Here is a 22,982-nt window from a genome sequence, read left to right on the forward strand (position 1 = left end):
AACGCTGCGGCTTGAATGCAGGGTGCCGCTGCCGCGACTGCGGCAATGTGCGCCCGGGCATCCCTTCAAGAGTCCAAAGAAAGGTCCGTCATCATGGAAGACATCGTCATCGTTTCCGCTGTCCGTACTGCCGTTGGCAAGTTTGGCGGCACCCTTGCCAAGATCCCCGCCACCGAACTGGGCTCCATCGTGATCCGCGAGGCACTGAACCGCGCCAAGGTCGGCACCGACCAGGTCGGTGAAGTCATCATGGGCCAGGTGCTGGCCGCTGGCGCAGGCCAGAACCCCGCACGCCAGGCCATGATGAAGGCTGGCGTTGCCAAGGAAACCCCGGCCCTCACCATCAACGCCGTCTGCGGCTCGGGCCTGAAGGCCGTGATGCTGGCAGCCCAGGCCGTGGCCACGGGCGACAGCGAGATCGTCGTGGCCGGCGGCCAGGAGAACATGAGCCTGTCGCCCCACGTGCTGCCGGGCTCGCGCGACGGCCAGCGCATGGGCGACTGGAAGATGGCCGACACCATGATCGTGGACGGCCTGTGGGACGTCTACAACCAGTACCACATGGGCATCACGGCCGAGAACGTGGCCAAGGAAAAGAGCGTCAGCCGCGAGCAGCAGGATGCCCTGGCCCTGGCCAGCCAGCAAAAGGCCACGGCCGCACAGGACGCAGGCAAGTTCGTGGACGAAATCGTTCCCGTCAGCATTCCGCAGCGCAAGGGCGATCCCGTGGTGTTCGCGGCCGATGAGTACATCAACCGCAAGACCAATGCCGACGCCCTGGCAGGCCTGCGCCCGGCCTTCGACAAGGCCGGCTCGGTGACGGCCGGCAACGCCTCGGGCCTGAACGACGGCGCGGCCGCCGTGGTGGTGATGAGCGCCTCCAAGGCCAAGGCCCTGGGCCTGAAGCCGCTGGCGCGCATCGTCTCCTACGCCACCAGCGGCCTGGACCCCGCCACCATGGGCCTGGGCCCGGTGTTCGCCTCGCGCAAGGCGCTGGAGCGTGCGGGCTGGACAGCGCAGGACGTGGACCTGTTCGAGCTGAACGAAGCCTTTGCGGCCCAGGCCTGTGCGGTGAACCAGGAGCTGGGCATCGACCCGGCCAAGGTCAACGTCAACGGCGGCGCCATTGCCATCGGCCACCCCATCGGCGCTTCGGGCGCCCGCATCCTGGTGACCCTGCTGCACGAGATGCAGCGCAGCGGCGCCAAGAAGGGCCTGGCCGGCCTGTGCATCGGCGGCGGCATGGGCGTGGCCATGGCGGTGGAGCGCGTCTGAAGGGCTCCGGGAAAACGTTAGCAAGCTTTCAGGGTAGATCCTAGGCCTGCCTAGGGCCTGCCCGAAGAGAGGCGCAGCGCACGCGCTGCATACTAGCCATACGGGGGTGCCGGACCCAGAGGTTCAGGCACCCTTGGTGATAACCGGAGTCAATGCCCCGGTTGTCGTGGATAGATTGATCTGAAGCAACCATTGATTGACAGGAGAGAAGAATGGCTCAAAAAGTAGCGTATGTCACAGGGGGAATGGGAGGCATCGGAACGGCTATCTGCCAGCGTCTGCACAAGGAAGGCTTCAAGGTCATCGCAGGTTGCGGTCCGTCGCGCGACTTCCAGAAGTGGCTGGACGAGCAAAAGGCGCTGGGATACAACTTCCATGCATCGGTCGGCAATGTGGGCGACTGGGCTTCCACCGTCGAGGCCTTCAGCAAGACCAAGGCCGAGCACGGCAGCATCGATGTGCTGGTCAACAATGCCGGCATCACGCGTGACCGCATGTTCATCAAGATGACGCCGGAAGACTGGCAGGCCGTCATCGAGACCAACCTCAACTCCATGTTCAACGTGACCAAGCAGGTCGTGGGCGACATGGTGGAAAAGGGCTGGGGCCGCATCATCAACATCAGCTCGGTCAATGGTGCCAAGGGCCAGGCCGGGCAGACCAATTACTCGGCCGCCAAGGCGGGCATGCACGGCTTCACCATGGCGCTGGCGCAGGAGATGGCCACCAAGGGTGTGACCGTGAACACCGTGAGCCCCGGCTACATCGGCACCGACATGGTCAAGGCCATCCGTCCCGACGTGCTGGAGAAGATCGTGGGCACCATCCCCGTCAAGCGCCTGGGCGAGCCCAGCGAGATCGCATCGATCATCGCCTGGCTGGCCTCGGAGGAAGGCGGCTACTCCACCGGCGCCGATTTTTCGGTCAACGGTGGCCTGCACATGCATTGAACCTGCAAGGGTTCGCGCTGCAAAGGAGCCTTCGGGCTCCTTTTTTGTTGGGCAGCCCCGCTGCAAATGGCCCAGAAATGACAAAACCCGCTGAAGCGGGTTTTGTGGAAGATGGGGTCTGCACGGAAAGCCGTCAGACCGGTGGTGTCAGAGACTGGGGCACCGTGTGCGCCAGCCAGCGCCTCAGCGCTTGCGATCGCGTTCGTCTTCGGGCCAGATGGACATGATGGCAGTCGTTTGCATGGAAACTTTCTCCTGTATTGCTCTCTTAACGCGGGCCAGATTCAGCTGGTTGACAGGTTTTCAAAAAATTTTCGAAGGAAGTCGAAACTTTTTTGTGACCCGGTTTTCAGGCGTTGCGGGGGCCGCGCTTGCGGTCACGGTCATCCCATGGCCAGACAGCTTGGGCCAGCGCAGCGGCTGCAAAGCGGGTCTGCAGGGCGGTGTGGGAAAAGATGTCGGTCATGTGCAATCACTCCTTTGTTGCGTGTTCAACGCGGGCAAGTGGCTGCAGGTTGACTCAGGGATTGCCCCAGGACGCAAGCAATTGCAAGCCCGGAGGTGGGGGTCTGTCAGTTTGAAGACAGATTTCTGGTGCGGTGAGAAAAAATCCTTTTCCTGACAGAGGCTTACGGGCACGGCGAGCCAATGCCGATGCTGTTACGCCTCGTTGCCCGCAATGCGTGGGCACAGGTCAACCCGGGGCGAAAACGTCCATCAGGCAAAAATCAGGGTCACGGCAGGCGCGTCGTCCACGATGTAGCCGCGGTACATGCCGGCGCTGTTGAAGGGGCAGTGCACGCGTCCCTGGCTGTCCACGGCCACCACGCCGCCCTGGCCACCGATGTGTGTCAGCGTGCCCCGCACTGCGGCGTCGGCTGCGAGTTCCAGGCTTTGCCCCAGGTAGCGCATGCGCGCATGGATGTCGTGCGCGATGGCTGCGCGCAGGAAATGCTCGCCGGTTCCGGTGGCCGCCACGGCGCAGGTGGTGCTGTCGGCGTAGAAACCTGCGCCCACCACGGGCGTGTCGCCCACGCGCCCGGGGCGCTTGTTGGTCAGCCCGCCGGTGGATGCCGCGGCGGCCAGGTTGCCATGCACATCGCGCGCCACGGCGCCGACCGTGCCCATCTTGCCGTTCTCGTTCAACGGAGCAGGGTGCGCCGCCAGTCCGCTGGCGTCGTGGTCCAGCAGCGCGGTCTGGCCGGATTGCGCCTGCACCCGGCGCAGCTGTGCCAGGCGCTCGGCAGAGTCGAAGTAGCCGGCATCCATCCGCGCCAGCCCGCGCTCATCGGCAAACCTCTGCGCCCCCTCGCCGACCAGGAGCACGCACTGGCCGTCGTCAAGAACATGCCGTGCCAGCGCAATCGGATTGCGCACCTGGCTGACGGAGGCGACTGCGCCGGCCCGCAGGTTGCTGCCGTCCATCAGGCCGGCATCCATCTCGTGGCGCGCGTCGCGTGTGTAGACGGAGCCGCGCCCGGCATTGAACAGCGGGCAGTCTTCCAGGGACTGGCACGCGGCCTGGACTGCGTCCAGCGCGCTGGCGCCGCGCCGCAGCAGGGCGGCGCCCGACTCCAGCGCCTGGGCCAGCGCGGCGTGGTAGGGGGCCTCGTCGGCCTGGCCCTGGATGACGGTGCCTGCGCCGCCGTGCACGGCAATGGAAAATTTTCGGGAGTTCTGGGAGATGTTCATTGGAGTGCGTAGCGCGATTCCAGGAAGCGGCCATAGCGGGCGATGCCCAGGCCGATGAGCAGGTAGACGGTACAGACCACCATGTACATCTCCACGAAGTAGGCAATCCAGTGGGGGTCGCTCATGGCCATCTTCAGGGAGCCAGTGATGTCGTAGATGTTCACGATCGCCACCAGGGAGGTGTCCTTCACCGCGCCGATGAAGTTGCTCACCGTGGGCGCGATGGTCACGCGCAGTGCCTGCGGCAGGACCACATGGCGCAGCACCTGCACCCTGGTGAAACCCATGGCCTGGGCCGCCATGACCTGGCCCTGGGGCACGGCCTGCAGCCCGCCGCGAAACACCTCGGCAAGATAGGCGGCGCTGAAGGCCGCCAGGCAGACGGCGATGCGGACCATGGGGTCCACCCGCCATTGCGCGGGCACCAGCATGGGCAGCACGAAGGCCCCGAAGAACAGCAGCGTGATCAGGGGTACGCCGCGCACGGCCTCGATGAAGCCCGTGCACAGGATGCGGATCAAGGGCAGGCTGGAGCGCCGGCCCAGCGCCAGCAGAATGCCCAGCGGGACACCGGCCAGGCAGGCGATCACGGCAAGGAACAGGGTCAGCGGCAGGCCACCCCACAGATCGCTGGGCACGGGTGCCAGGCCGGCCACACCGCCCGCCATCAGCACGCCAAAGCCGGTCAACCCGGCCAGCAGCATTGCCATGCCGGCGCGGCCGAAGAAGCGCGGCAGTGCCGCCACCCCCACGCTGCCCAGCAGCAGCAGGCTGGCGGCGACGGGGCGCCACTGTTCGGCCATGGGGTAGCGCCCCAGGAACACCAGACGGTACTTGTCGCGCACCACGCCCCAGCAGGCGCCGGCCGCAGCGCGGCATGTGTTGGGGTTGGCTGCGGTTTCGGCGTCGAGCAGGCCCCAGGCCAGCAGCTTCCAGCCCGCCCACAGCGCGGCCAGCAGCAGCGTGGCGGTGATGAGCCCGGAGAGCGCATCCGGAAACAGGCTGGCGCGCAGGCGCTGCGCCAGCGGAACCCGTGGCGGGGCCACCGGCAGGGCCGGTGCGCGGAGTACGGCACTCATGGGCAGGTCTTTCCCGGCTAGCGTGTGATGAAGGCACTGCGCTGGTTGAAGGCATTCAATGCCAGCGAGGTCAGCAGGTTGATGGCCAGGTAGACCACCGCGATGATGGTCACGCACTCGATGGCCTGGCCGGTCTGGCTCATGGCGGTGTTGGCGACCATCACCACGTCGGGGTAGCCGATGGCCACGGCCAGCGAGGAGTTCTTGATGGTGCTGAGCGCCAGGTTGGTATAGGGGGGAATGATCACCCGCAGGGCCTGCGGCAGCACGACCAGGCGCAACTGCTGGCCGCGGCGCATGCCCAGGGCCGAGGCGGCATTCCATTGCCCGCGCGGCACGGCCTGCAGACCGGCGCGCACGATTTCCGCGCAATAGGCGGCGGCATACAGGCCCAGGGCTCCCACCAGGGCCAGGAATTCCGGCGTCAGCGCCAGTCCTCCGTCAATGCTGAACATGCCCGGCTGCGGCGAGCTCCAGTGCCAGCCCGCCGCGCTGTCGTACACCGGGCCGGGCAGGGCCAGCCCCGCCTTGCTCAGAAAGCCCAGGGGGCCGATGGCCAGAGGGTGGTCCACATCGGGCAGCAGCGAAGTCAGCGCGAAATACCACAGCAGCACCTGCACCAGCAACGGGATATTTCGCGCCACATCGACATAGAGGCGCACGGCGCCGCGCAGCAGCGGATGCCTTGCCACGGCGGCCACGCCCAGCAGCAGGCCCAGCATGGTTGCCAGCGCGAGCGCGGGCACGGCGGCGCGAACCGTGTTGGCCACGCCGGCTGCGACCGCACGCAGGTAGCTGTCGCCGGGCTCGTAGGGCAGCAGCCCTTCGGAGATGGAAAAGCCGGCCGTCTGCTCCAGAAAGCCGAAGCCCCCGGCAATGCCGCGCGCGGCCATGTTGCGGCTGGCGTTGTGCGCCAGCCAGCCCAGCAGCAATATCAGCAGCCAGCCGATGGCGAGCTGCAAGGCCAGCCGGCCCCAGCGTGGCCGGGTGGGGGCCGGTGGCTGCCGTGCCCCGGTGTCGATGGCATTCACGGCTTTCGCAGCATCCACAGCGTTCGCGGCGTTCATGGCAGGGTGCCCTCGGCGCGTCAGTTCATCGGCGGCGACATCATCAGGCCGCCCTTGGTGAACAGCGCGTTCTTGCCACGCGGCACGTTCAATCCGGACTTGGCGCCCAGGTTGCGCTCATAGCTCTCGCCATAGTTGCCCACGGCCTTGACGATGCGCAGCGCCCATTCCTTGTCCAGCCCCAGCTGCTTGCCCAGGTCGTCGCTCTGGCCCAGGAAACGCTTGACCTGGATGCTGTCGGAGCGGGTCTTGAGCTCGTCGGCATTGGCTTGGGTGATGCCCAGTTCCTCGGCCTCGATCATGGCGTTGAGTGTCCAGCGCACGACGGCGAACCATTCGTCGTCACCGCGGCGCACTGCCGGGCCGGCCGGCTCCTTGGAGATGACTTCGGGCAGGATCACGTAGTCGTCAGGGTTGGCCAGTTCCTTGCCGCGCAGCACGGCCAGGGCGCCGAGGTCGCCTGTATAGGCCTGGCAGCGTCCGCTGCTGAAGGCCTGCAGGGCCGCTTCGGGGTTGTCGAACACCACCGCCTTGTAGTTGAGCTTGTGGGCGCGAAAGTACTCCGACAGGGTCTTTTCCGTGGTGGATCCGCTGATCACGCAGATGGTGGCGCCAGAGAGCTGCTTGACGCTGTTCAGGCCGGGTTTCTTCCTGGCCATGAAGCCCTGGCCGTCGTGGAAATTGATGCCCGCCCACATCAGGCCCAGGCCGTTGTCGCGCGTGAAGGTCCAGGTGGTGTTGCGTGCCAGCAGATCGATCTCGCCGGACTGCAGCGCCGTGATGCGTGTCTGGCCGCTGGTGGGAATGAACTTGACCTTGCTGGCGTCGCCCAGGGTGGCTGCAGCCACGGCACGGCACAGATCCACGTCCAGCCCGGACCAGTTGCCGCTGCCGTCGGCGAGCGCAAAGCCTGCGCGCCCCGTGTGCACGCCGCAGGCCACGGCGCCGCGCTGCTTGATGCCGTCCAGCGTCTTGCCAGCGTGGGCGGGCGCGGCAGCGAGTGTGAGGAGGGCGGCCATCGATGCAAGCGCAAGGCGCAGACGGGCAGGGGCGTTCATGGTGAATCCTTTCCAGCGGGATGGGGGGCCTGGGGCTGCGGCTTGCCTGCCGCCGGCGAAGCGGTATCGGCGTCCGGAGTCAGGTAGGGAAGCACCGACTCGGACAGTTCGACCAGGCTGCGCACGGCCTGGGGCGTGGCGCGGATGACCTGGGTGGCCAGTGCCTCGACCATGGCCATGGCCGCCATTGGCGATGAAGGCAGCAGGGGATGCGAGGCGGGCGCCAGCAGCGTGTAGTCGGCCTCGCGGGCCAGCGGACTCGTGGATTCGTCGGTGATGGCGATGGTCAGGGCGCCCCGCTGGCGTGCGTGCGCCGTCAGCGCGACGGCTTCGCGCGAGTAGCGCGGCAGTGAAATGGCGATCAGCACGTCCTGCTCCGTCAGCCCTGTCATGCGGCGCACCGCCTGTTCCGATCCGCCTGCGGAGGTCACTTCCACCACCTGCGGCAGATAGGGTTGCAGTACGTCGGCGCCAAAGGCCGCCACATGGTGGGAGCTGCCGAACCCCATGAAGAGCACACGGCGTGCGCGGCAGATGCGCTGGGCCAGTTGGTCGAGCAGTCCGGGGTCGCAGGCCTGCGCAGCCGCCTGCAGGTTGCGCTGCGTGTGCCTGAAAGCCTGCTCGCCCATGGTGCCCACGGCGCCTGCCGTGGCGGCCTCGGGCCCATGCGCCGCGCGCAGCTTGTTCACGGGCTCCAGGGCCTGCTGCAGCTGGCGGCCCAGGTGCAGGCGCAAATCGGCAAAGCCTTCGTAGCCGGCGTGCTTGGCGAAGCGATTGACGGCGGCCAGGGAACCGCCGCAGGCATTGGCCACTTCTTCGGCGCTCAGCGTGACGGCCAGCACCGGATGCGCGGCCATCCAGCGGCCGACCCGGGCGACGGCGGGCGAGCCATCGACGCTGGCGCGCAGCAGTTCCTGTACGGCGGGGTGGGGGTGGAGTTCCATGAATGAATGAAAGTGAATGGTCTCTTTCATTCATTATTTTTTAAGAATGAAATCTTTCATTCAGGAAAAACCCTGAATCAAACGATCCATGCGTTCCGCTGGGTGCGGGGGAATGCGGGGGCGCGAGGGGAGTGGAGGGAGGGCGAGGCCTCAGGGGCGCACTTGGGCGGAGCCGAAGTGGAGCGCCGTCTTCACGCGGGACGACGCTTGTGGCAGGCGGTCCCATGGGACCGCCTGGTTTTCGAGAACGACTGGAATCAGTCGGAAATCGCGGCCGACAGCTGCTCGATCTGCTCGCTCAGTTCCAGCCAGCGCTCTTCCAGGCTGTCTATCTCGTCGTTGCAGGCCTTGAGGCTGCGGCCCGTCTCGGCCATGTCGGCGGGCGAGATGGGCTGGCTCAGCAGGCCTTCGAGCCGCGTGCGCTCGGCCTGCAGCTGGGGCAGGCGCTTGTCCAGCTGTTCCAGTTCCTTCTTGAACGGCCGGGTCTTTTCGGCCATCTGCTGGCGGGCCAGGGCGGCCAGGCGCCGTTGCTCGCGCTGGTCTCCGGCACTGGCGGCCGGGGGCGTGGACGGGGCAGCGGGGGCCGGGGCCAGCGCAGCAGCCACGGGGGCCTGCACTGCAGGTGCTGCATGTGCTGCGGGCTCCACCTGCGCTGCCGCCTTGCTGGTGGCCGCAGCCGCCTGTTCGGCCTTGCGGGCTTCCTCGCGCAGGCGGCGGGATTCTTCCAGCAGGTAGCGCTGGTAGTCGTCCAGGTCGCCGTCGAAGGGGCCGACCACGCCACGGCCGACCAGCCAGAAGTCCTCGCAGACCGAGCGCAGCAGCGCGCGGTCGTGGCTGACCAGCATGACGGTGCCGTCGAAGTCGTTGATCGCCATGGCCAGGGCCTCGCGCGTGGCCAGGTCCAGGTGGTTGGTGGGCTCGTCCAGCAGCAGCAGGTTGGGGCGCTGCCAGACGATCATGGCCAGCACCAGGCGGGCCTTTTCGCCGCCGCTCATGCTGCCCACGGCCTGCTTGACCATGTCGCCGCTGAAGTTGAACGTGCCCAGGTAGCTGCGCAGGTCCTGCTCGCGGGCCTGCGGGCCGGTGGCGCCGGTGTCCCGTGCCAGGCGGATCATGTGCTCCATGGGGTTTTCGCCGGGACGCAGCACATCCAGTTCCTGCTGGGCGAAGTAGCCGATGTTCAGGCCCTTGCCTTCGGTCACGGTGCCGGCCAGCGCCTTCATCTCGCGCGCAATGGTCTTGACCAGGGTGGACTTGCCCTGGCCGTTGGCGCCCAGGATACCGATGCGCTGGCCCGCCAGCACCGAGCGGTTGACGCCGCGCAGGATGGTGGTCGCCTGGCCTTCGTCGTCCACGTAGCCGAATGCGGCGTCCGTGATCGCCAGCATGGGGTTGGGCAGGTTGGCCGGCGGCTTGAACTCGAAGGTGAAATCGGCGCTGGCCAGCATGGGTGCGACCTTTTCCATGCGCTCGATCTGCTTGACGCGGCTTTGCGCCTGCTTGGCCTTGGAGGCCTTGGCCTTGAAGCGGTCGATGAATTTCTGCAGGTGGGCGATCTTGTCCTGCTGGCGCTCGAACGAGGCCTGCTGCAGCAGGATCTGCTGGGCGCGCAGTTCCTCGAACTTGCTGTAGTTGCCGCCATAGCGCGTGACCTGCGCGTTTTCTATGTGCAGCGTGGTGTTGGTGATGGCGTCCAGGAATTCGCGGTCATGGCTGATCACGACCAGGGTGCCGGGGTAGCGCTTGAGCCAGGCTTCCAGCCAGACCAGGGCGTCCAGGTCCAAGTGGTTGGTGGGCTCGTCCAGCAGCAGCAGGTCGGAGGGGCACATCAGCGCGCGCGCCAGCTGCAGGCGCATGCGCCAGCCGCCGGAGAAGCTGTTGACGGGGTGCTCCAGCTCGGAGACCTTGAAGCCCAGGCCCAGGATAAGGGCCTGGGCGCGCGGCACGGCATCATGCGCGCCGGCGTCGGCCAGGTCCACGTGGGCGTGGGCAATGGCCATGCCGTCCTCGCTGGCCTCGGCGGCCGCGAGCTGGGCGTTGAGCTCGCTCAGGCGGGTGTCGCCGTCCAGCACGAACTGGGTGGCCGTCTCCGAGGTCTCTGGCATGTTCTGCGCGACCTGGCCCAGGCGCCATTGCGAAGGGATGGAGAACTCTCCACCGTCCTCGGCCAGGCTGCCGTTGAGCAGGGCGAACAGGCTGGACTTGCCGGCGCCATTGCGTCCGACAAGGCCGACTTTTTCACCAGGGTTGATGGAGACGGAGGTGCTGTCCAGCAGCACGCGGGTGCCGCGGCGCAGGGTAATGTTGCGAAGGCTGATCATGAATGGGCAGGATTATCCCAGCGATTGCGCCAGGGCAGTATTGCCGCCCGCCATGCCCGTGCCCGGCCACGGTGCAAAGCCCTGGTACCAGGCCCTAGATCGGCTGTATGCCCACGCGCTGCATCATGGACTGGGTGAACTGGATCTCGCGCTCGAAACCCTTGGCATAGGCGTCGGCGCTGGTGATGGCGACCTTGCCGCCTTCCTGCTCCAGCAAGGCGATGACCCTGGGCTGCCTGAGCACCTCCTCCAGCGCCGTGCGCAGCCGCTGGACGATGGGCTCGGGCGTGGCGGCCGGCACGGACACGCCGCCCCAGGACGTGAGGTTGACATTGGGCACGCCCAGCTCGGCCAGGGTCTGCACCTGGGGCAGCTTGGCGTTGCGCTGCGGCCCGGCAATGGCCAGCGGCACCAGCTTGCCGGCCAGCACCTGGGGATAGGCCACGGAAAACAGCGGGGCGCCGAACGCTACCTGCTGGCCCAGCACGGCATTGACCAGCTCGGACGCGCCCTTGTAGGGCACATGGTTGACCTGCAGGCCCATGCTGGAGGCCAGCATCTCCACGCCCAGGTGCGACGGCGTGCCCACGCCGCCCGAGGCATAGTCCAGCGCCCCCGGCCTGGCCTTGGCGCGCGCGGCCAGGTCGTCCAGCGTGCGCATGCCAGAGTCGGCATGCACGACGACCAGGATGTCCGAGCGCGACATGCCCAGCACATGGCGGAAGTCCTTGAACACGTCGTAGCCCGGGCTTTTGTACATGCGCATGGCGGCGGCCATGGGCGAGCCCGAGTACAGCAGGGTGTAGCCGTCCGCCGGCGCCTTGGCCACCTGGCGTGCTCCGATGTTGCCGCCCGCGCCTGCGCGGTTGTCTATCACCACGGGCTGGCCCAGCTGGGCCGACAGCGCCTCGGCCACGATGCGCGCGGCCGTGTCGGGGCTGGTGCCGGCCAGGTAGGGCACCACCCATTTGATGGGGCGCGTGGGCCAGGCGCTGTCATGTGTGGTGGCTGTGGCGGCTGTGGTGGCCCAGGGCAGGCCTGCGGCAAGCGATGCGGCGCCCGCAGCGCGCAGGAATCGGCGTCGGTCCGGCCTTTGGGATGGATTGTCTTGCATGGCGTTGTCTCCTTGTCTTTTCGCTTCTATGCCGGCCGGCCTCAGGCGCCGGCCCGCTCCAGCAGTTCCTTGGCGATGGTGTTGCGCTGTATCTCGCTGGTGCCCGTGAGCACGCGGTACATGCGCAGCATGCGGAACAGGAATTCCACGCGCCGGCCCTGGACGATGCCTTCGCCGCCATGGATCTGCACGGCGCGGTCGGCGATGCGGAACGCCGTCTCCGAGCAGAACAGCTTGCTCATCGAGGCCTGGGCGCGCGCATCAATGCCGGCGTCGATGGCGCGGGCCGTCTGCACCATCAGTGCGCGCGCGGCCATCCATTCGGTGGCCATGTCGGCCAGCATGTGCTGTATGGACTGGAACTGGGCAATGCTGCGGCCGAATTGCTGGCGCCCCAGCGCATAGTCGCGCGCATCGCGCAGCGCCACCTGGGCCAGGCCCAGCATGGCCGGGCAGTGCAGCAGGCGGTTGACGGTGATGCGGCCCAGCGCCAGGGCCAGGCCCCGGCCCGGCTCGCCGATCAACTGGGCAGCGGGCACGCGGCAGCCGTCGAGCACGATGTCCCCCGTGCTCGATTGCCCCGCCATGGTCTTGTAGCCGCTGACCACCTGCACGCCCGGGGCATGCAGGTCCACGAAGAAGGCGCTGATCTCGCGCTGCGGGCTGCCTTCGGGCGCGGTCGAGGCCATGAGCACGGCGAAGTCGGCGAATGGAGAGCCCGAGATGAAGCGCTTGCGGCCGTGCAGCACGTAGTGGTCGCCTTCGAGCACGGCGCGCGTCTCCAGCGCGCCCGCGTCCGAGCCGGCCGCTGCCTCGGTCAGTGCAAAGCAGATGGATTTCTCGGCGCGCGCCACGGGCAGGATGAACTGCTCCATCTGCAAAGGCGTGGCCTTGCGGATCAGCGCGCCTATGCGCGGCGGGCCGCTGAGTTCGCCCAGCACATGGGGCGCGAAGGGCGAGCCCGTGGCGTAGATGGCCTCCTTGACCAGCACCTGGTCGAGCACGGACAGGCCGGCGCCGCCCATGGCCTCGGGCAGGGTCATGCCGTAGAAGCCGCGCGCATGCGACAGCTTCCAGACCTGGCGCAGCAGCTCGGTGGAGGCGCTGTTTTCATGGTCCACGCCATGCGCGCGGGCGAGGTCGGCCAGTTCGCCGTGGATGAAGGCGTTGAGCGCGTCGATCAGGCCGGCTGCGCGCTCGGAGCCTTCAAAAGGCATTTCCAGCAGGGCAGCGTTGGCGGCGGGGAGAGTGTCTTTGGCGTTCATCTCAGTTTACCTTGCGGGCGTGGTTGGCCCAGTAGGGCGCCTGCACGGCGCGGCGCATGACCTTGCCGTTGGGGTTCTTGGGCAGCTGCTGCACGAATTCGATGTGGCGCGGGCGCTTGAAGCCGCCCAGGCGCTCGGCGCAAAAGCGGTCCAGCGCGGCACTGTCGCCGGCCAGGCCGGGCTTGAGCACGATGTGGGCGGCCACGGCCTCGCCCCATTTGTCGTCGGGGATGGCGAACACGCAGGCATCGGCCACCGAGGCGTGTTCGTAGAGCACGGACTCCACCTCGGACGGATAGACGTTGAAGCCTCCGCTGATGACCATGTCCTTCTTGCGGTCCACGATGTAGACAAAGCCCTGCTCGTCCATGCGGGCCAGATCGCCCGTGTGGTAGCGGCCGTTCCTGAGCACCTCGGCCGTCAGCTCGGGCGCGCGCCAGTAGCCTGCAAAGACATCGGCGCCGCTGACCACGATCTCGCCGATCTCGCCCTCGGGCACCGGGCGGCCCTCGTCGTCCAGCACCTCGACCAGGGATTCCAGGAAGGGCCGGCCGCAGGAAGCCAGCCGCTCTGGGCGCGATGCGCGCGCCTGCAGGTGGTCCTGCACGCTCAGGCCGCAGACGCCGGAGGTGGTCTCGCCCGCGCCATAGCCCTGGGACAGGATGGGGCCGAACACGTCCATGGCCTGCAGGATGCGCGCCGGCGCCATGGGCGCTGCGCCGTAGCCCAGGCGCAGCAGGTCGGGCAGGGGGCGGTAGCGGCCGCCGATCTCGGCCAGCAGCATGTTGATCATGGTGGGCACCATGAAGGTATGGGTGACGCGCCGCGCCTGCATCTCGGCCATGAAGGCGCCCGGCTCGAAGCCCGAGAACAGGTGGATGGTGGCGCCCGTGCACAGCGCCGGCACCATCTGCATGCCCGAGGCGTGCGTGACCGGACCGACCAGTCCCAGCACGTGGCCGGCCTGCATGCCCTCGCCGCGCATCAGGAATTTGCGCAGCTGGGCCAGGCGGTTGCCGAAGGTCTGCATGGCGGCCTTGAGCACGCCCGAGGAGCCCGAGGTGTAGTGCAGCACGGCCACCTCGTGCTCGTGCACGGCCACGGGCTGGAAGCGGTCGCTGGCGCGGGCGAGCAGGGCCTCGTAGCTTTCGCCGGCGGGGCCGTCCAGCAGCAGCAGGCGCACGTCGGCGGACTGCAGGTGCGGCTTGAAGGCCTCGGCGCGCGCTGCGGTGGTCACGATGACGGCGGCATCGCTGTTGGCCGCGATATCGCCCACTTCGCGCGGCGAAAGGCGTGCGTTGAAGGGCGCCTTGATGAGCCCGGCCTTGTAGCAGGCGATCTCGATCTCCACGATTTCCACGCAGTTGGGCAGGTAGATGCCCACGCGGTCGCCACGGGCCAGGCCCTGGGCAAGCAGGGCGTTCGCCAGGCGGTTGGAGCGCTGCTCCAGCTCGGCGTAGCTGATGCTGCGCGCGGCGCTGGTCACGGCCGGCTGCGCGCCGTGGGCCCTGCAACTGCGCGCGACCAGTTCGCCGACATTGGGGATGGGAAGGGAGTGGGAATGGGGGTGGCCTGCGGTGGGCCGGGATGTCTCGTGCATGGCATTCCTTGGCTGAAGCCGCGCGTTTTGCGTGGCGTGCCATGCACTGTTCCAGAAGAGGCCTGGAGCGGGGAAATACCGTTTAGTGATTCAGGCGCATCAGAAAAATTGATGTCCAGATCAACCCTTGCGGTATTTGCTGATGGCCCGTGCCCAGACCCCTGCGGTCATGCCGTCATGCCTGCTGCCAGCGTGCCTGCCAGATGCCGGCCGTGATCAGTTGCCGGGCCTGTGCCATCAGCGCCTGCTGGACCACCTGCAGCGCCGGGTCGCTGCTGCGGTTGGCCTGCACGGCCAGGAAGTAGCGGCGCAGCAGTTCGGGCGCCGTGACCTGGGCCACGATCCAGCCGTGCTGGATGGCCGTGGGCGCAGCCTTGGCTTCCTCGCGCAGCCAGGCGGGCGCATCGCTCAGCGAGCAGGCGGGCGTGAAGGTGAAGCCCGCGCCGCAGTGGTAGAGCGAGCGGATGACGCGCGCTGAATCGTGTTCGTGGACGATGTTCAGCCGCAGGTCCCGTGCGTCGGCCGCGGCCTCCACGGTCTGGCGGATGGAAAAGCGCCGCGACTGCAGCACCAGCGGCAGCTGGCAGGCGTGGGCAAAGTCCATGTGCGGCAGGCCGCCGTCCGGCGCGGGGCGCAGCAGCGGGGCCACGCTGCCATCGACATCCTGGCCGCAGACGTAGATGGATTCCTCGGCCATGGGCTGCACCTGCATGTCGTGCAGGCTGGCCGTGTCCACGAGGATGGCCAGGTCGGCGCGCCGGTCCAGCATGGCCTTTTGCACCATGAGGCTGAGGTCGTCGAGCACAAAGATGCGTATGCGCGGGTGGCTGTTGCGCAGGCTGGCGATCACGGGGCCGGCCAGCAGGCTGGTCAGCAAAAAGGGCAGGGCGATGGTGACCGAGCCTTCGGGGCCCTGCGGCAGGCGCTGTATGCGCTCGCGCATGGCATCGGCGTCGGACAGCAGGCGGCGTGCGTCCTCGTACAGCTGGGCGCCGGCCGGCGTGGGGGTCACGCCGGCGTGGCTGCGCTCCAGCAACTGGGCGCCCAGCTCGCCTTCCAGCTTCTTGATCTGCGCCGTGAGCGCGGGCTGGGCCACGTACAGCGAATGCGCGGCGCGCGAGAGGCTGCCCGCCTCCAGCACCGCGATGAAGTAGCGCAGCGCCCGCAGGTCCATTTCAGCCCAGGGGGCGGTAGGTGGGGCGCAGGGCCTCGATGTCGCCTTCGGTCCAGGCGCGCAGTGCCTCCTGGGTGATCAGCAGCACCTGCTCGTCGCCCGAGCTGGTGTCCAGCCAGAACACGGGCAGGTCGGGGAAGGCGGCTTCGAAGAAGTCCTTTTCATTGCCGATTTCCAGCACGACCACGCCTTCCTTGGCCAGGCGCGACGGCAGATCCAGCAGCAGGCGGCGGATGAAGTCCATGCCGTCGGCGCCGCCGGCCAGCGCCAGTTCGGGCTCGGCCTGGTATTCGGCGGGCAGGCGCAACATGCTGTCGGCGTTCACATAGGGCGGGTTGCACAGCACCAGGTCCCAGGGGCCGGGAAGGGCGGCCAGTCCGTCGCTCTCCAGCAATTGCACGCGCTCGGCGAGTTCATGGCGGTCCACGTTGATGCGCGCCACGGCCAGCGCATCGGCCGAGATGTCGGCGCCCGTGACCTCGACCTCGGGCCAGGCCATGGCCGCCAGGCAGGCCAGGCTGCCGTTGCCGGTGCACAGGTCCAGCACGCGGCGCGTGCGGTCGGACAGCCAGCCGTCGATGCTGCCGTCGGCCAGCAGCTCGGCAATGAAGCTGCGCGGCACGATGGCGCGCTCGTCCACGTAGAAGGGCACGCCCTGCAGCCAGGCCTCGCGCGTGAGGTAGGCGGCGGGCTTGCGCGTTTGGATGCGCTCTGCGAACAGCTCGGCCACTTCGGCCTGCTGCTGGGCGCTGACGGCCTGGTCGGCCAGGGATTCGGGCGCGCCGGGCGCCAGTTCGCTGTCCAGTGGCAGGCCCAGCTTCCACAGCGTGAGCCAGGCCGCTTCGTCTTCGGCAGTGGCCGTGCCGTGGCCGAAAGCCACGCCGGCCGCCGTGAGCGCTGCGGCCCCGGAGGCCACGAGGTCGGCGATGGTGCTGCCCGAGATGGCGGGAATATTGGCAGGGGTGGGGGCGGATGTCATCGTCGGCTCCTTGGTCGCGTTCAGACGGCCTGCTGTCGCTGCAGCTCCTGGAGCGTGCGGCGGTAAATGTTCTTGATGGGCTCGATGTCGGCCACCACGATGTGCTCGTCGATCTTGTGGATGCTGGCGTTGGACGGGCCCACCTCCACGACCTGGCTGCAGATCTGGGCGATGAAGCGGCCGTCGCTGGTGCCGCCCGTGGTGGACAGCTCGGTCTCCAGGCCGGTCTCGGCGCGGATGGCGGCCTGCACGGCGTTCACCAGCGTGCCCGGCGTGGTCAGGAAGGGCTGGCCGCCAATGGTCCAGGCCAGCTCGTACTCCAGCCCGTGGTGGTCCAGCACGGCGTGCACGCGCTGCTGCAGCGATTCGGCCGTGGACTCGGTGCAGAAGCGGAAGTTGAAGTCGATGGTCACATGGCCGGGGATGACGTTGGATGCGCCCGTGCCGCCATGCATGTTGCTGATCTGCCAGCTGGTGGGCGGGAAGAAGGCATTGCCCTCGTCCCAGCGCGTGGCGGCCAGTTCGGCCAGGGCCGGCAGGGCCTGGTGGATGGGGTTGCGCGCGAGCTGCGGGTAGGCGATGTGGCCCTGGATGCCCTTGACCGTGAGGCGCCCGCTCATGGTGCCCCGGCGGCCGTTCTTGATCATGTCGCCCGTGCGCTCCACCGAGGTGGGCTCGCCGACGATGCACCAGTCCAGGCGCTCGCCGCGCTCGCGCAGCAGCTCGACCACGACCTTGGTGCCGTCCACCGAGGGGCCTTCCTCGTCGCTGGTCAGCAGCAGGGCAATGTCGAAGGAGGGGGCCGGTGTCTCGGCCAGGAATTCCTCCAGTGCCACGACGAAGGCGGCGATGGAGGTCTTCATGTCGCTGGCGCCGCGGCCGTACAGCTTGCCGTCGCGGTGCGTGGGCACGAAGGGCGGGCTGCTCCACTGCTCCAGCGGGCCGGTGGGCACTACGTCGGTATGGCCGGCAAAGACCAGCACGGGCCGGTCGGCGCCTGTCCCGGAGCGCCGGGCCCAGAGGTTGCGCACGCGAAAGCTGTCGGGGCCGCTGTCGATGCGCTCGCAGGCAAAGCCCATGGGCTGCAGGGCATCGGCCAGGAGTTCGAGGCAGCCGGCGTCTTCGGGAGTGACGGAGGGCAGGCTGATCAGCTGCTCGGTCAGTTGCAGGGTGCGGGACATGGTGGGTGGAATCAAAAAACAAAAAAGTCGGAGGGCCGGCTGCCGCCAGCGTGCTCCGACATTGTGAACGCTGCGGGGCCAGCCGATCAGTTCGGCTTGACTTCCAGCATGATTTCCGTGAACGAGGGCATGTCGTCCTCGCCGGGCGTGGCCAGTTCGGCGAACTGGCTGGACGGCGCGGCATGGCTGGCCTTGACCACGTCGTTTTCCAGGCGCCACATCAGGTTGGTGGGCGAATCGGCGAAGGCCAGGGCTTCGGCGCGGTCGATGCGGCCGGAGCGGACCAGCTGCGCCAGCGCCTCTTCAAAGGTCTGCGAGCCTTCGGCCATGGATTTTTCCATGGCCTCCTTGACGCCCGAAAAGTTGCCGCGCTCGATGAGGTCGGCGATCAGCTTGGTGTTGAGCATGACCTCGACGGCCGGCATGCGGCCGCCGTCCACGGTGCGCACCAGGCGCTGGGAGATCACGCCCTTGAGCGCAGCAGACAGCTCGCCCAGCATGGTGGGGCGGATTTCCTCGGGGAAGAAGGACAGGATGCGGTTGAGCGCGTGGTAGCTGTTGTTGGCGTGCAGCGTGGCCAGGCACAGGTGGCCCGACTGCGCAAAGCCCATGGCCGAGGACATGGTCTCGCGGTCGCGGATTTCGCCGATCAGGATAACGTCGGGGGCCTGGCGCAGCGCGTTCTTGAGCGCGATCTGCAGCGATGCCGTGTCCGAGCCCACTTCGCGCTGGTTGACGATGGAGCGCTTGTTGCGGAACTGGTATTCGATGGGGTCCTCGATGGTGAGGATGTGGCCCGTGAGCTTTTCGTTGCGCGCATCGATCATCGAGGCCAGCGTCGTGCTCTTGCCCGAGCCCGTGGAGCCCACGACCAGCAGCAGGCCGCGCTTTTGCATGATCAGCTCGCCCAGCACGGGCGGCAGGTTCAGCGTGTCCATGGCCGGAATGTGCTGGGCGATGAAGCGGATCACCACGGCGCAGCTGCCGCGCTGGTGCATGGCGCTGACGCGAAAACGCCCCACGCCGCGCAGCGGCACGCCCATGTTGAGCTCGCCCGTTTCGTCCAGCTCCTGCAGGCGCTCGGCCGGCACGATCTCGGCCAGCAGGCTGCGCGGCGCGTCGGGCGGCAGCAGCTGGTTGTTGATGGGCACGCATTCGCCGTTGATCTTGATCAGCGCCGGCGCGTTGACCGCCAGGTAGACGTCGGACGCCTGCTTCTCGCCCATCAGGCGCAAAATCCTCTCCATCGTGCCCATGTTTTCCCCCAAATTCGTGTACTGCCGCTGTTCTTGGATCGTCTGCACGCTCTTGTGACGTGAAACGGGCGTCCGCTGCCTGGTGGCCGGGGACGCCCTCGAGAGTATGCCTTGCTCCATCCCCTGAACAGGGGATGTTTTGGCGCCGCAACCACGCCTTCGGCGCGGTGCGGATGCGGATCAATCGCGCAGCAGGTCGTTCAGGCTCGTGGTGGAGCGTGTCTTGGCATCGACCTTCTTGACGATGATGGCGGCGTACATGCTGTAGCGGCCGTTGTCCTTGGGCAGGTTGCCCGACACCACCACCGAGCCGGCAGGCACGCGGCCATAGCTGGTCTCGCCGGTCGCACGGTCATAGATGGGGGTGGACTGGCCGATGTACACGCCCATGGAGATCACGGAGTTCTCTTCCACGATCACGCCTTCGACGATTTCGGAACGCGCGCCGATGAAGCAGTTGTCCTCGATGATGGTCGGGTTGGCCTGCAGCGGCTCCAGCACGCCGCCCAGGCCCACGCCGCCGGACAGGTGCACGTTCTTGCCGACCTGGGCGCAGGAGCCCACGGTGGCCCAGGTGTCAACCATGGTGCCTTCGTCCACATAGGCGCCGATGTTCACGTAGGAAGGCATCAGGATCGCGCCCTTGGCCACGAAGCTGCCGCGGCGGGCCACGGCCGGGGGCACCACGCGCACGCCGGTGGCGGCGATCTCGGCCTCGGTCATGCCGGCGAACTTGGTGGGGACCTTGTCGAAGAAGTTCAGGTCGCCGGACTGCATCAGCACGTTGTCCTTGAGGCGGAAGGACAGCAGCACGGCCTTCTTGATCCACTGGTGCACGGTCCACTGGCCCACGCCTTCGCGCGTGGCCACGCGCAGCTGGCCGTTGTTCAGGGCTTCGATCACGTGGTCCACGGCCTCGGTCACTTCCTTGGGGGCGGCAGCGGGGGAGAGGCTGGCACGGTTGTCCCAGGCGGTGTCGATGATGGATTGCAGCTGTTGCGTCATATGGCTTTGGTGATCAAAGGGTTTGTGAGGAAAGGGGAGCGCAGGGCTGTCTCAGCGCTGGCGCGATTCTATGAACTGTGCAATGCGCTGGGCGGCTTCCAGGCATTCTGCGGTCTCGGCCACCAGGGCCATGCGCACGCGCCCGGCGCCGGGGTTGCGGCCATTGGCTTCGCGCGCCAGGTAGCTGCCGGGCAGCACGGTCACGCCGGTGGCGGCATACAGCTCGCGTGCAAAGTCGGCGTCGTCCAGGCCCAGCGATTCGGGAATGCCGGCCCACAGGTAGAAGCTTGCGTCGGGCAGGCGCACATTCATCACGCGCGCCAGCACGGGCGTGACCTGGTTGAACTTTTCGCGGTACAGGCGGCGGTTTTCCTCGACATGGGCCTCGTCGCCCCAGGCCGCGATGCTGGCCGTCTGCACCACGGGGCTCATGGCACCGCCGTGGTAGGTGCGGTACAGCAAAAAGGCCTTGATCAGGGCCGCATCGCCCGCCACGAAACCGCTGCGCAGGCCGGGCACATTGCTGCGCTTGGACAGGCTGGTGAACATCAGCAGGTTTTTGTAGTCCGTGCGGCCCAGGCGCTGCGCGGCTTCCAGGCCGCCCAGGGGGGCGGTGCCGTCGAAATAGATCTCGCTGTAGCACTCGTCGCTGGCAATCACGAAGCCGTAGCGGTCGGACAGCGCAAACAGCTTTTCCCACTCGGCCAGCGGCATCACCGCGCCCGTGGGGTTGCCGGGCGAGCACACGAAGATCAGCTGGGTCTTTTCCCACACGTCGGCGGGCACGCTGTCCCAGTCCACTGCGAAGTTGCGCGCGGCGTCGCTGGGCGCGTAGTACGGCTGGGCGCCGGCCAGCAGGGTGGCGCCTTCGTAGATTTGATAGAACGGGTTGGGGCAGATCACGCGCGCGCCGTCCTGGCTGGCATCCACCACCACCTGGGTGAAGGCAAACAGTGCCTCGCGCGAGCCGTTGACTGGCAGCACCTGGGTGGCGGCGTCCAGGGCAATGCCATAGCGCTGGCGAGCCCACTGGGCGCAGGCCTCGCGCAGCGCGGGCTCGCCGGCCGTGGCGGGGTACTTGGCCAGGCCGCCGAGGTCGGCGCTCAGCGCCTGTTCGATGAACGCCGGCGTGGCATGGCGGGGCTCTCCGATGCCAAGGCTGATGGGGCGCACGCCCGCCGGTGGCTGGACCCCGGCGAACAGTTTGCGAAGACGCTCAAACGGGTAGGGCTGGAGTCGGGAGAGCAGGGGATTCATGGGCTCGCATTATGGATTGATGCGCTTTCGGCATGCCGTTGTCACAGGGGACTGCGGGTCTGCACGCTGGCTTTTTTGCATTCTGTTACCTATTCTGGCATGGTCTCGACTGGGGCCATGCCATCTCGTGTGGCGGGGCCTCGTGAACGGTGAATTCCAGATACCAATGACTAGAGAGGCAATCAGCTATGCAGGCAGGCGCTGGCATGGAAAAAGTGGGAAACAGGCATCGTAAGCATACATCCGGCCCCGGGGCCGGCTTCCTTGTATGCGCCGTGTGGGCATTGGCGGGGCCGCTTCTGGCGCTGGTGGCAGGCTCGGCGGACATGGGGCCCTGGGCTTGGGGAAGCTTGCTGCTGTGGGCCGGGCTGCTGCTGGGCGGCATGCACAGGCTCTGGTTGCGGGTGATCGGCGAGCGCGAATTGCTGCAGCAGGCCATGCAGGGCATCGCCCAGGGCGACCTGAGTCAGCGCGTGACCGTGGAGGCGGCCGCCTCGCAGGAGGGCGCCGGTGCCGTCCAGACGCCCAAGGCGCTGCTGGGAGGCATGGTCACCTCGCTGTCGGGCATGGTGGCCGATGTGCGCAGCAATGCGGCGCTGGTGGCGCAGGCCGGGCAGCAATTGGTGAACGAGCATCAGGCGCTCTCCGATCGCACCGAGCTGCAGGCCACCAACCTGGCCCAGACCGTGGTCAGCGTGGAGCAGTTGAGCAGCGCCGTGCAGCACAACGCCGATGTGGTGGGCGTGGTCCACCACCAGGCCAGCGCCGTGCGCGGCGCCGCCGATGAAGGCGTGGTGGCCATGGGCCGCGCCGTGGAGTCGGTGGAGACCATTGAGAACAGCGCCGGGCGCATGCGGGAGATCATCGGCGTGATCGACGGCATTGCTTTCCAGACCAATATCCTCGCGCTCAATGCCGCCGTGGAGGCCGCACGGGCTGGCGAGCAGGGCCGGGGCTTTGCCGTGGTGGCCAGCGAGGTGCGCTCCCTGGCCGGCCGCTCGGCGGAGGCGGCGCGCGAGATTCGCCACCTGATTGGCGATGCGCTGACCCAGGTGGAGCACAGCACCGAGTTGATCCGCACGGCCGGGCGTGGCATGGAGCGCGTGACCGAAGGCATCCGCCAGGTGGCCGAGCACATGGGCGAGCTCTCGCAATCGACCGGCAGCCAGAGCACGGGCCTGGCAGAGATCAGCCGCGCCGTGCACCAGATCGACGAGATCACCCAGCACAACGCGCAGATGGTGGGCCACGCGCTGGACCAGGCACGCGCGCTGCAGCAGCGCGCGCAGATGCTTTCAGGGGCGGTGTCGCGCTTTCGGCTGCAGCAGGGCACGGCGGAGGAAGCCGTGGCCCTGGTCGAGTCGGCCCTGGGCCTGGCGCGGCGCGGCGTGGCCACCGAGGCACTGCTGGCCGCCGTGAACGACCCCGGCCAGCCCTTCCATGACCGCGATATGTACGTTTTCGCGCTGGCCGCCGACGGCAGCTACCGCGCCTTCGGCGGCAACCCTGCGCGTGTGGGCGTGCGCGTGCAGGAGCTGCCAGGCGTGCGGGGTGAGCAGCTGCTGGCCGACATCATTGCCCAGGCCGAGCGCGGCCCAGGCTGGGTGGAGTACGACTTCAGAAACCCTGCCACGCAACAGGTACAGACCAAGATGTCCTTCGTCTGCAAGCATGGCGGGCTGTACTGGGGTTGCGGGGTCTACAAGAGCCTGGCGCTGGCTGCGTAGGCCTGCCACGGCCTGCGTGGGTGCCTATGGCGGTCTAT

General features: G+C 67.7%; 18 protein-coding genes. 3 read left to right on the forward strand and 15 right to left on the reverse strand.

Annotated features, from left to right (window positions below; all coding sequences use genetic code 11):
• The first annotated feature begins 93 nt into the window (after nt 1–93).
• Both DACI_RS18155 and phbB read left to right on the forward strand, forming a co-directional pair.
• Nucleotides 94–1,275, forward strand: coding sequence for an acetyl-CoA C-acetyltransferase (locus DACI_RS18155; protein ID WP_012205435.1), 1,182 nt, complete (start codon nt 94–96; stop codon nt 1,273–1,275).
• Nucleotides 1,276–1,487: 212 nt separating this feature from the next.
• Nucleotides 1,488–2,225, forward strand: a complete 738-nt coding sequence (phbB, locus tag DACI_RS18160) for an acetoacetyl-CoA reductase (protein ID WP_012205436.1) — start codon at nt 1,488–1,490, stop codon at nt 2,223–2,225.
• A gap of 717 nt (nt 2,226–2,942) precedes the next feature.
• Here phbB and DACI_RS18165 read toward each other — a convergent pair.
• From DACI_RS18165 to dapC, 15 genes are all read right to left on the reverse strand, one after another.
• Complete coding sequence (locus DACI_RS18165; protein ID WP_012205437.1) at nt 2,943–3,917, reverse strand: isoaspartyl peptidase/L-asparaginase family protein; 975 nt, start codon at nt 3,915–3,917, stop codon at nt 2,943–2,945.
• Nucleotides 3,914–4,996: an amino acid ABC transporter permease gene (locus DACI_RS18170; protein WP_012205438.1), complete on the reverse strand. Its 1,083-nt coding sequence runs from the start codon at nt 4,994–4,996 to the stop codon at nt 3,914–3,916. Before DACI_RS18170 ends, DACI_RS18165 begins: the two co-directional genes overlap by 4 nt.
• 17 nt (nt 4,997–5,013) lie before the next feature.
• The gene (locus DACI_RS18175; RefSeq protein ID WP_012205439.1) at nt 5,014–6,063 is read right to left on the reverse strand and encodes an ABC transporter permease subunit; all 1,050 of its coding nucleotides are present in this window, start codon (nt 6,061–6,063) and stop codon (nt 5,014–5,016) included.
• Between the two features lie 20 nt (nt 6,064–6,083).
• Nucleotides 6,084–7,121, reverse strand: coding sequence for an amino acid ABC transporter substrate-binding protein (locus tag DACI_RS18180; protein WP_012205440.1), 1,038 nt, complete (start codon nt 7,119–7,121; stop codon nt 6,084–6,086).
• Complete coding sequence (locus DACI_RS18185; RefSeq protein ID WP_225970951.1) at nt 7,118–8,065, reverse strand: MurR/RpiR family transcriptional regulator; 948 nt, start codon at nt 8,063–8,065, stop codon at nt 7,118–7,120. Before DACI_RS18185 ends, DACI_RS18180 begins: the two co-directional genes overlap by 4 nt.
• Before the next feature lie 257 nt (nt 8,066–8,322).
• On the reverse strand, nt 8,323–10,386 hold the full coding sequence (locus DACI_RS18190) for an ABC-F family ATP-binding cassette domain-containing protein (protein WP_012205442.1): 2,064 nt from the start codon (nt 10,384–10,386) through the stop codon (nt 8,323–8,325).
• A 94-nt stretch (nt 10,387–10,480) separates the two neighbouring features.
• The gene (locus tag DACI_RS18195; protein ID WP_012205443.1) at nt 10,481–11,500 is read right to left on the reverse strand and encodes a tripartite tricarboxylate transporter substrate binding protein; all 1,020 of its coding nucleotides are present in this window, start codon (nt 11,498–11,500) and stop codon (nt 10,481–10,483) included.
• A 41-nt stretch (nt 11,501–11,541) separates the two neighbouring features.
• A complete protein-coding gene (locus DACI_RS18200; RefSeq protein ID WP_012205444.1) occupies nt 11,542–12,765 on the reverse strand; it encodes an acyl-CoA dehydrogenase family protein in 1,224 nt (407 codons plus the stop codon).
• A gap of 1 nt (nt 12,766) precedes the next feature.
• The gene (locus tag DACI_RS18205) at nt 12,767–14,365 is read right to left on the reverse strand and encodes a class I adenylate-forming enzyme family protein (protein WP_012205445.1); all 1,599 of its coding nucleotides are present in this window, start codon (nt 14,363–14,365) and stop codon (nt 12,767–12,769) included.
• 175 nt (nt 14,366–14,540) lie between these two features.
• Nucleotides 14,541–15,539 (reverse strand): LysR family transcriptional regulator, encoded by a 999-nt coding sequence (locus DACI_RS18210; protein WP_012205446.1) that lies wholly within the window; start codon nt 15,537–15,539, stop codon nt 14,541–14,543.
• Between the two features lies 1 nt (nt 15,540).
• The gene (gene prmB, locus DACI_RS18215) at nt 15,541–16,518 is read right to left on the reverse strand and encodes a 50S ribosomal protein L3 N(5)-glutamine methyltransferase (protein WP_012205447.1); all 978 of its coding nucleotides are present in this window, start codon (nt 16,516–16,518) and stop codon (nt 15,541–15,543) included.
• A 20-nt stretch (nt 16,519–16,538) separates the two neighbouring features.
• On the reverse strand, nt 16,539–17,699 hold the full coding sequence (gene dapE / locus DACI_RS18220; protein ID WP_012205448.1) for a succinyl-diaminopimelate desuccinylase: 1,161 nt from the start codon (nt 17,697–17,699) through the stop codon (nt 16,539–16,541).
• Nucleotides 17,700–17,785: 86 nt separating this feature from the next.
• Entirely contained in the window at nt 17,786–18,955 is a 1,170-nt protein-coding gene (locus tag DACI_RS18225) for a PilT/PilU family type 4a pilus ATPase (protein ID WP_012205449.1), read from the reverse strand.
• A 180-nt stretch (nt 18,956–19,135) separates the two neighbouring features.
• Nucleotides 19,136–19,960 (reverse strand): 2,3,4,5-tetrahydropyridine-2,6-dicarboxylate N-succinyltransferase, encoded by an 825-nt coding sequence (dapD, locus tag DACI_RS18230; RefSeq protein WP_012205450.1) that lies wholly within the window; start codon nt 19,958–19,960, stop codon nt 19,136–19,138.
• 51 nt (nt 19,961–20,011) lie between these two features.
• A complete protein-coding gene (dapC, locus tag DACI_RS18235) occupies nt 20,012–21,217 on the reverse strand; it encodes a succinyldiaminopimelate transaminase (RefSeq protein ID WP_012205451.1) in 1,206 nt (401 codons plus the stop codon).
• Between the two features lie 188 nt (nt 21,218–21,405).
• Between dapC and DACI_RS18240 the strand changes: the two genes are divergently transcribed.
• Entirely contained in the window at nt 21,406–22,944 is a 1,539-nt protein-coding gene (locus tag DACI_RS18240; RefSeq protein WP_012205452.1) for a methyl-accepting chemotaxis protein, read from the forward strand.
• The last annotated feature ends 38 nt before the right edge of the window (nt 22,945–22,982 follow it).

Source organism: Delftia acidovorans SPH-1 (assembly GCF_000018665.1).
Lineage (GTDB): Bacteria > Pseudomonadota > Gammaproteobacteria > Burkholderiales > Burkholderiaceae_C > Comamonas > Comamonas acidovorans.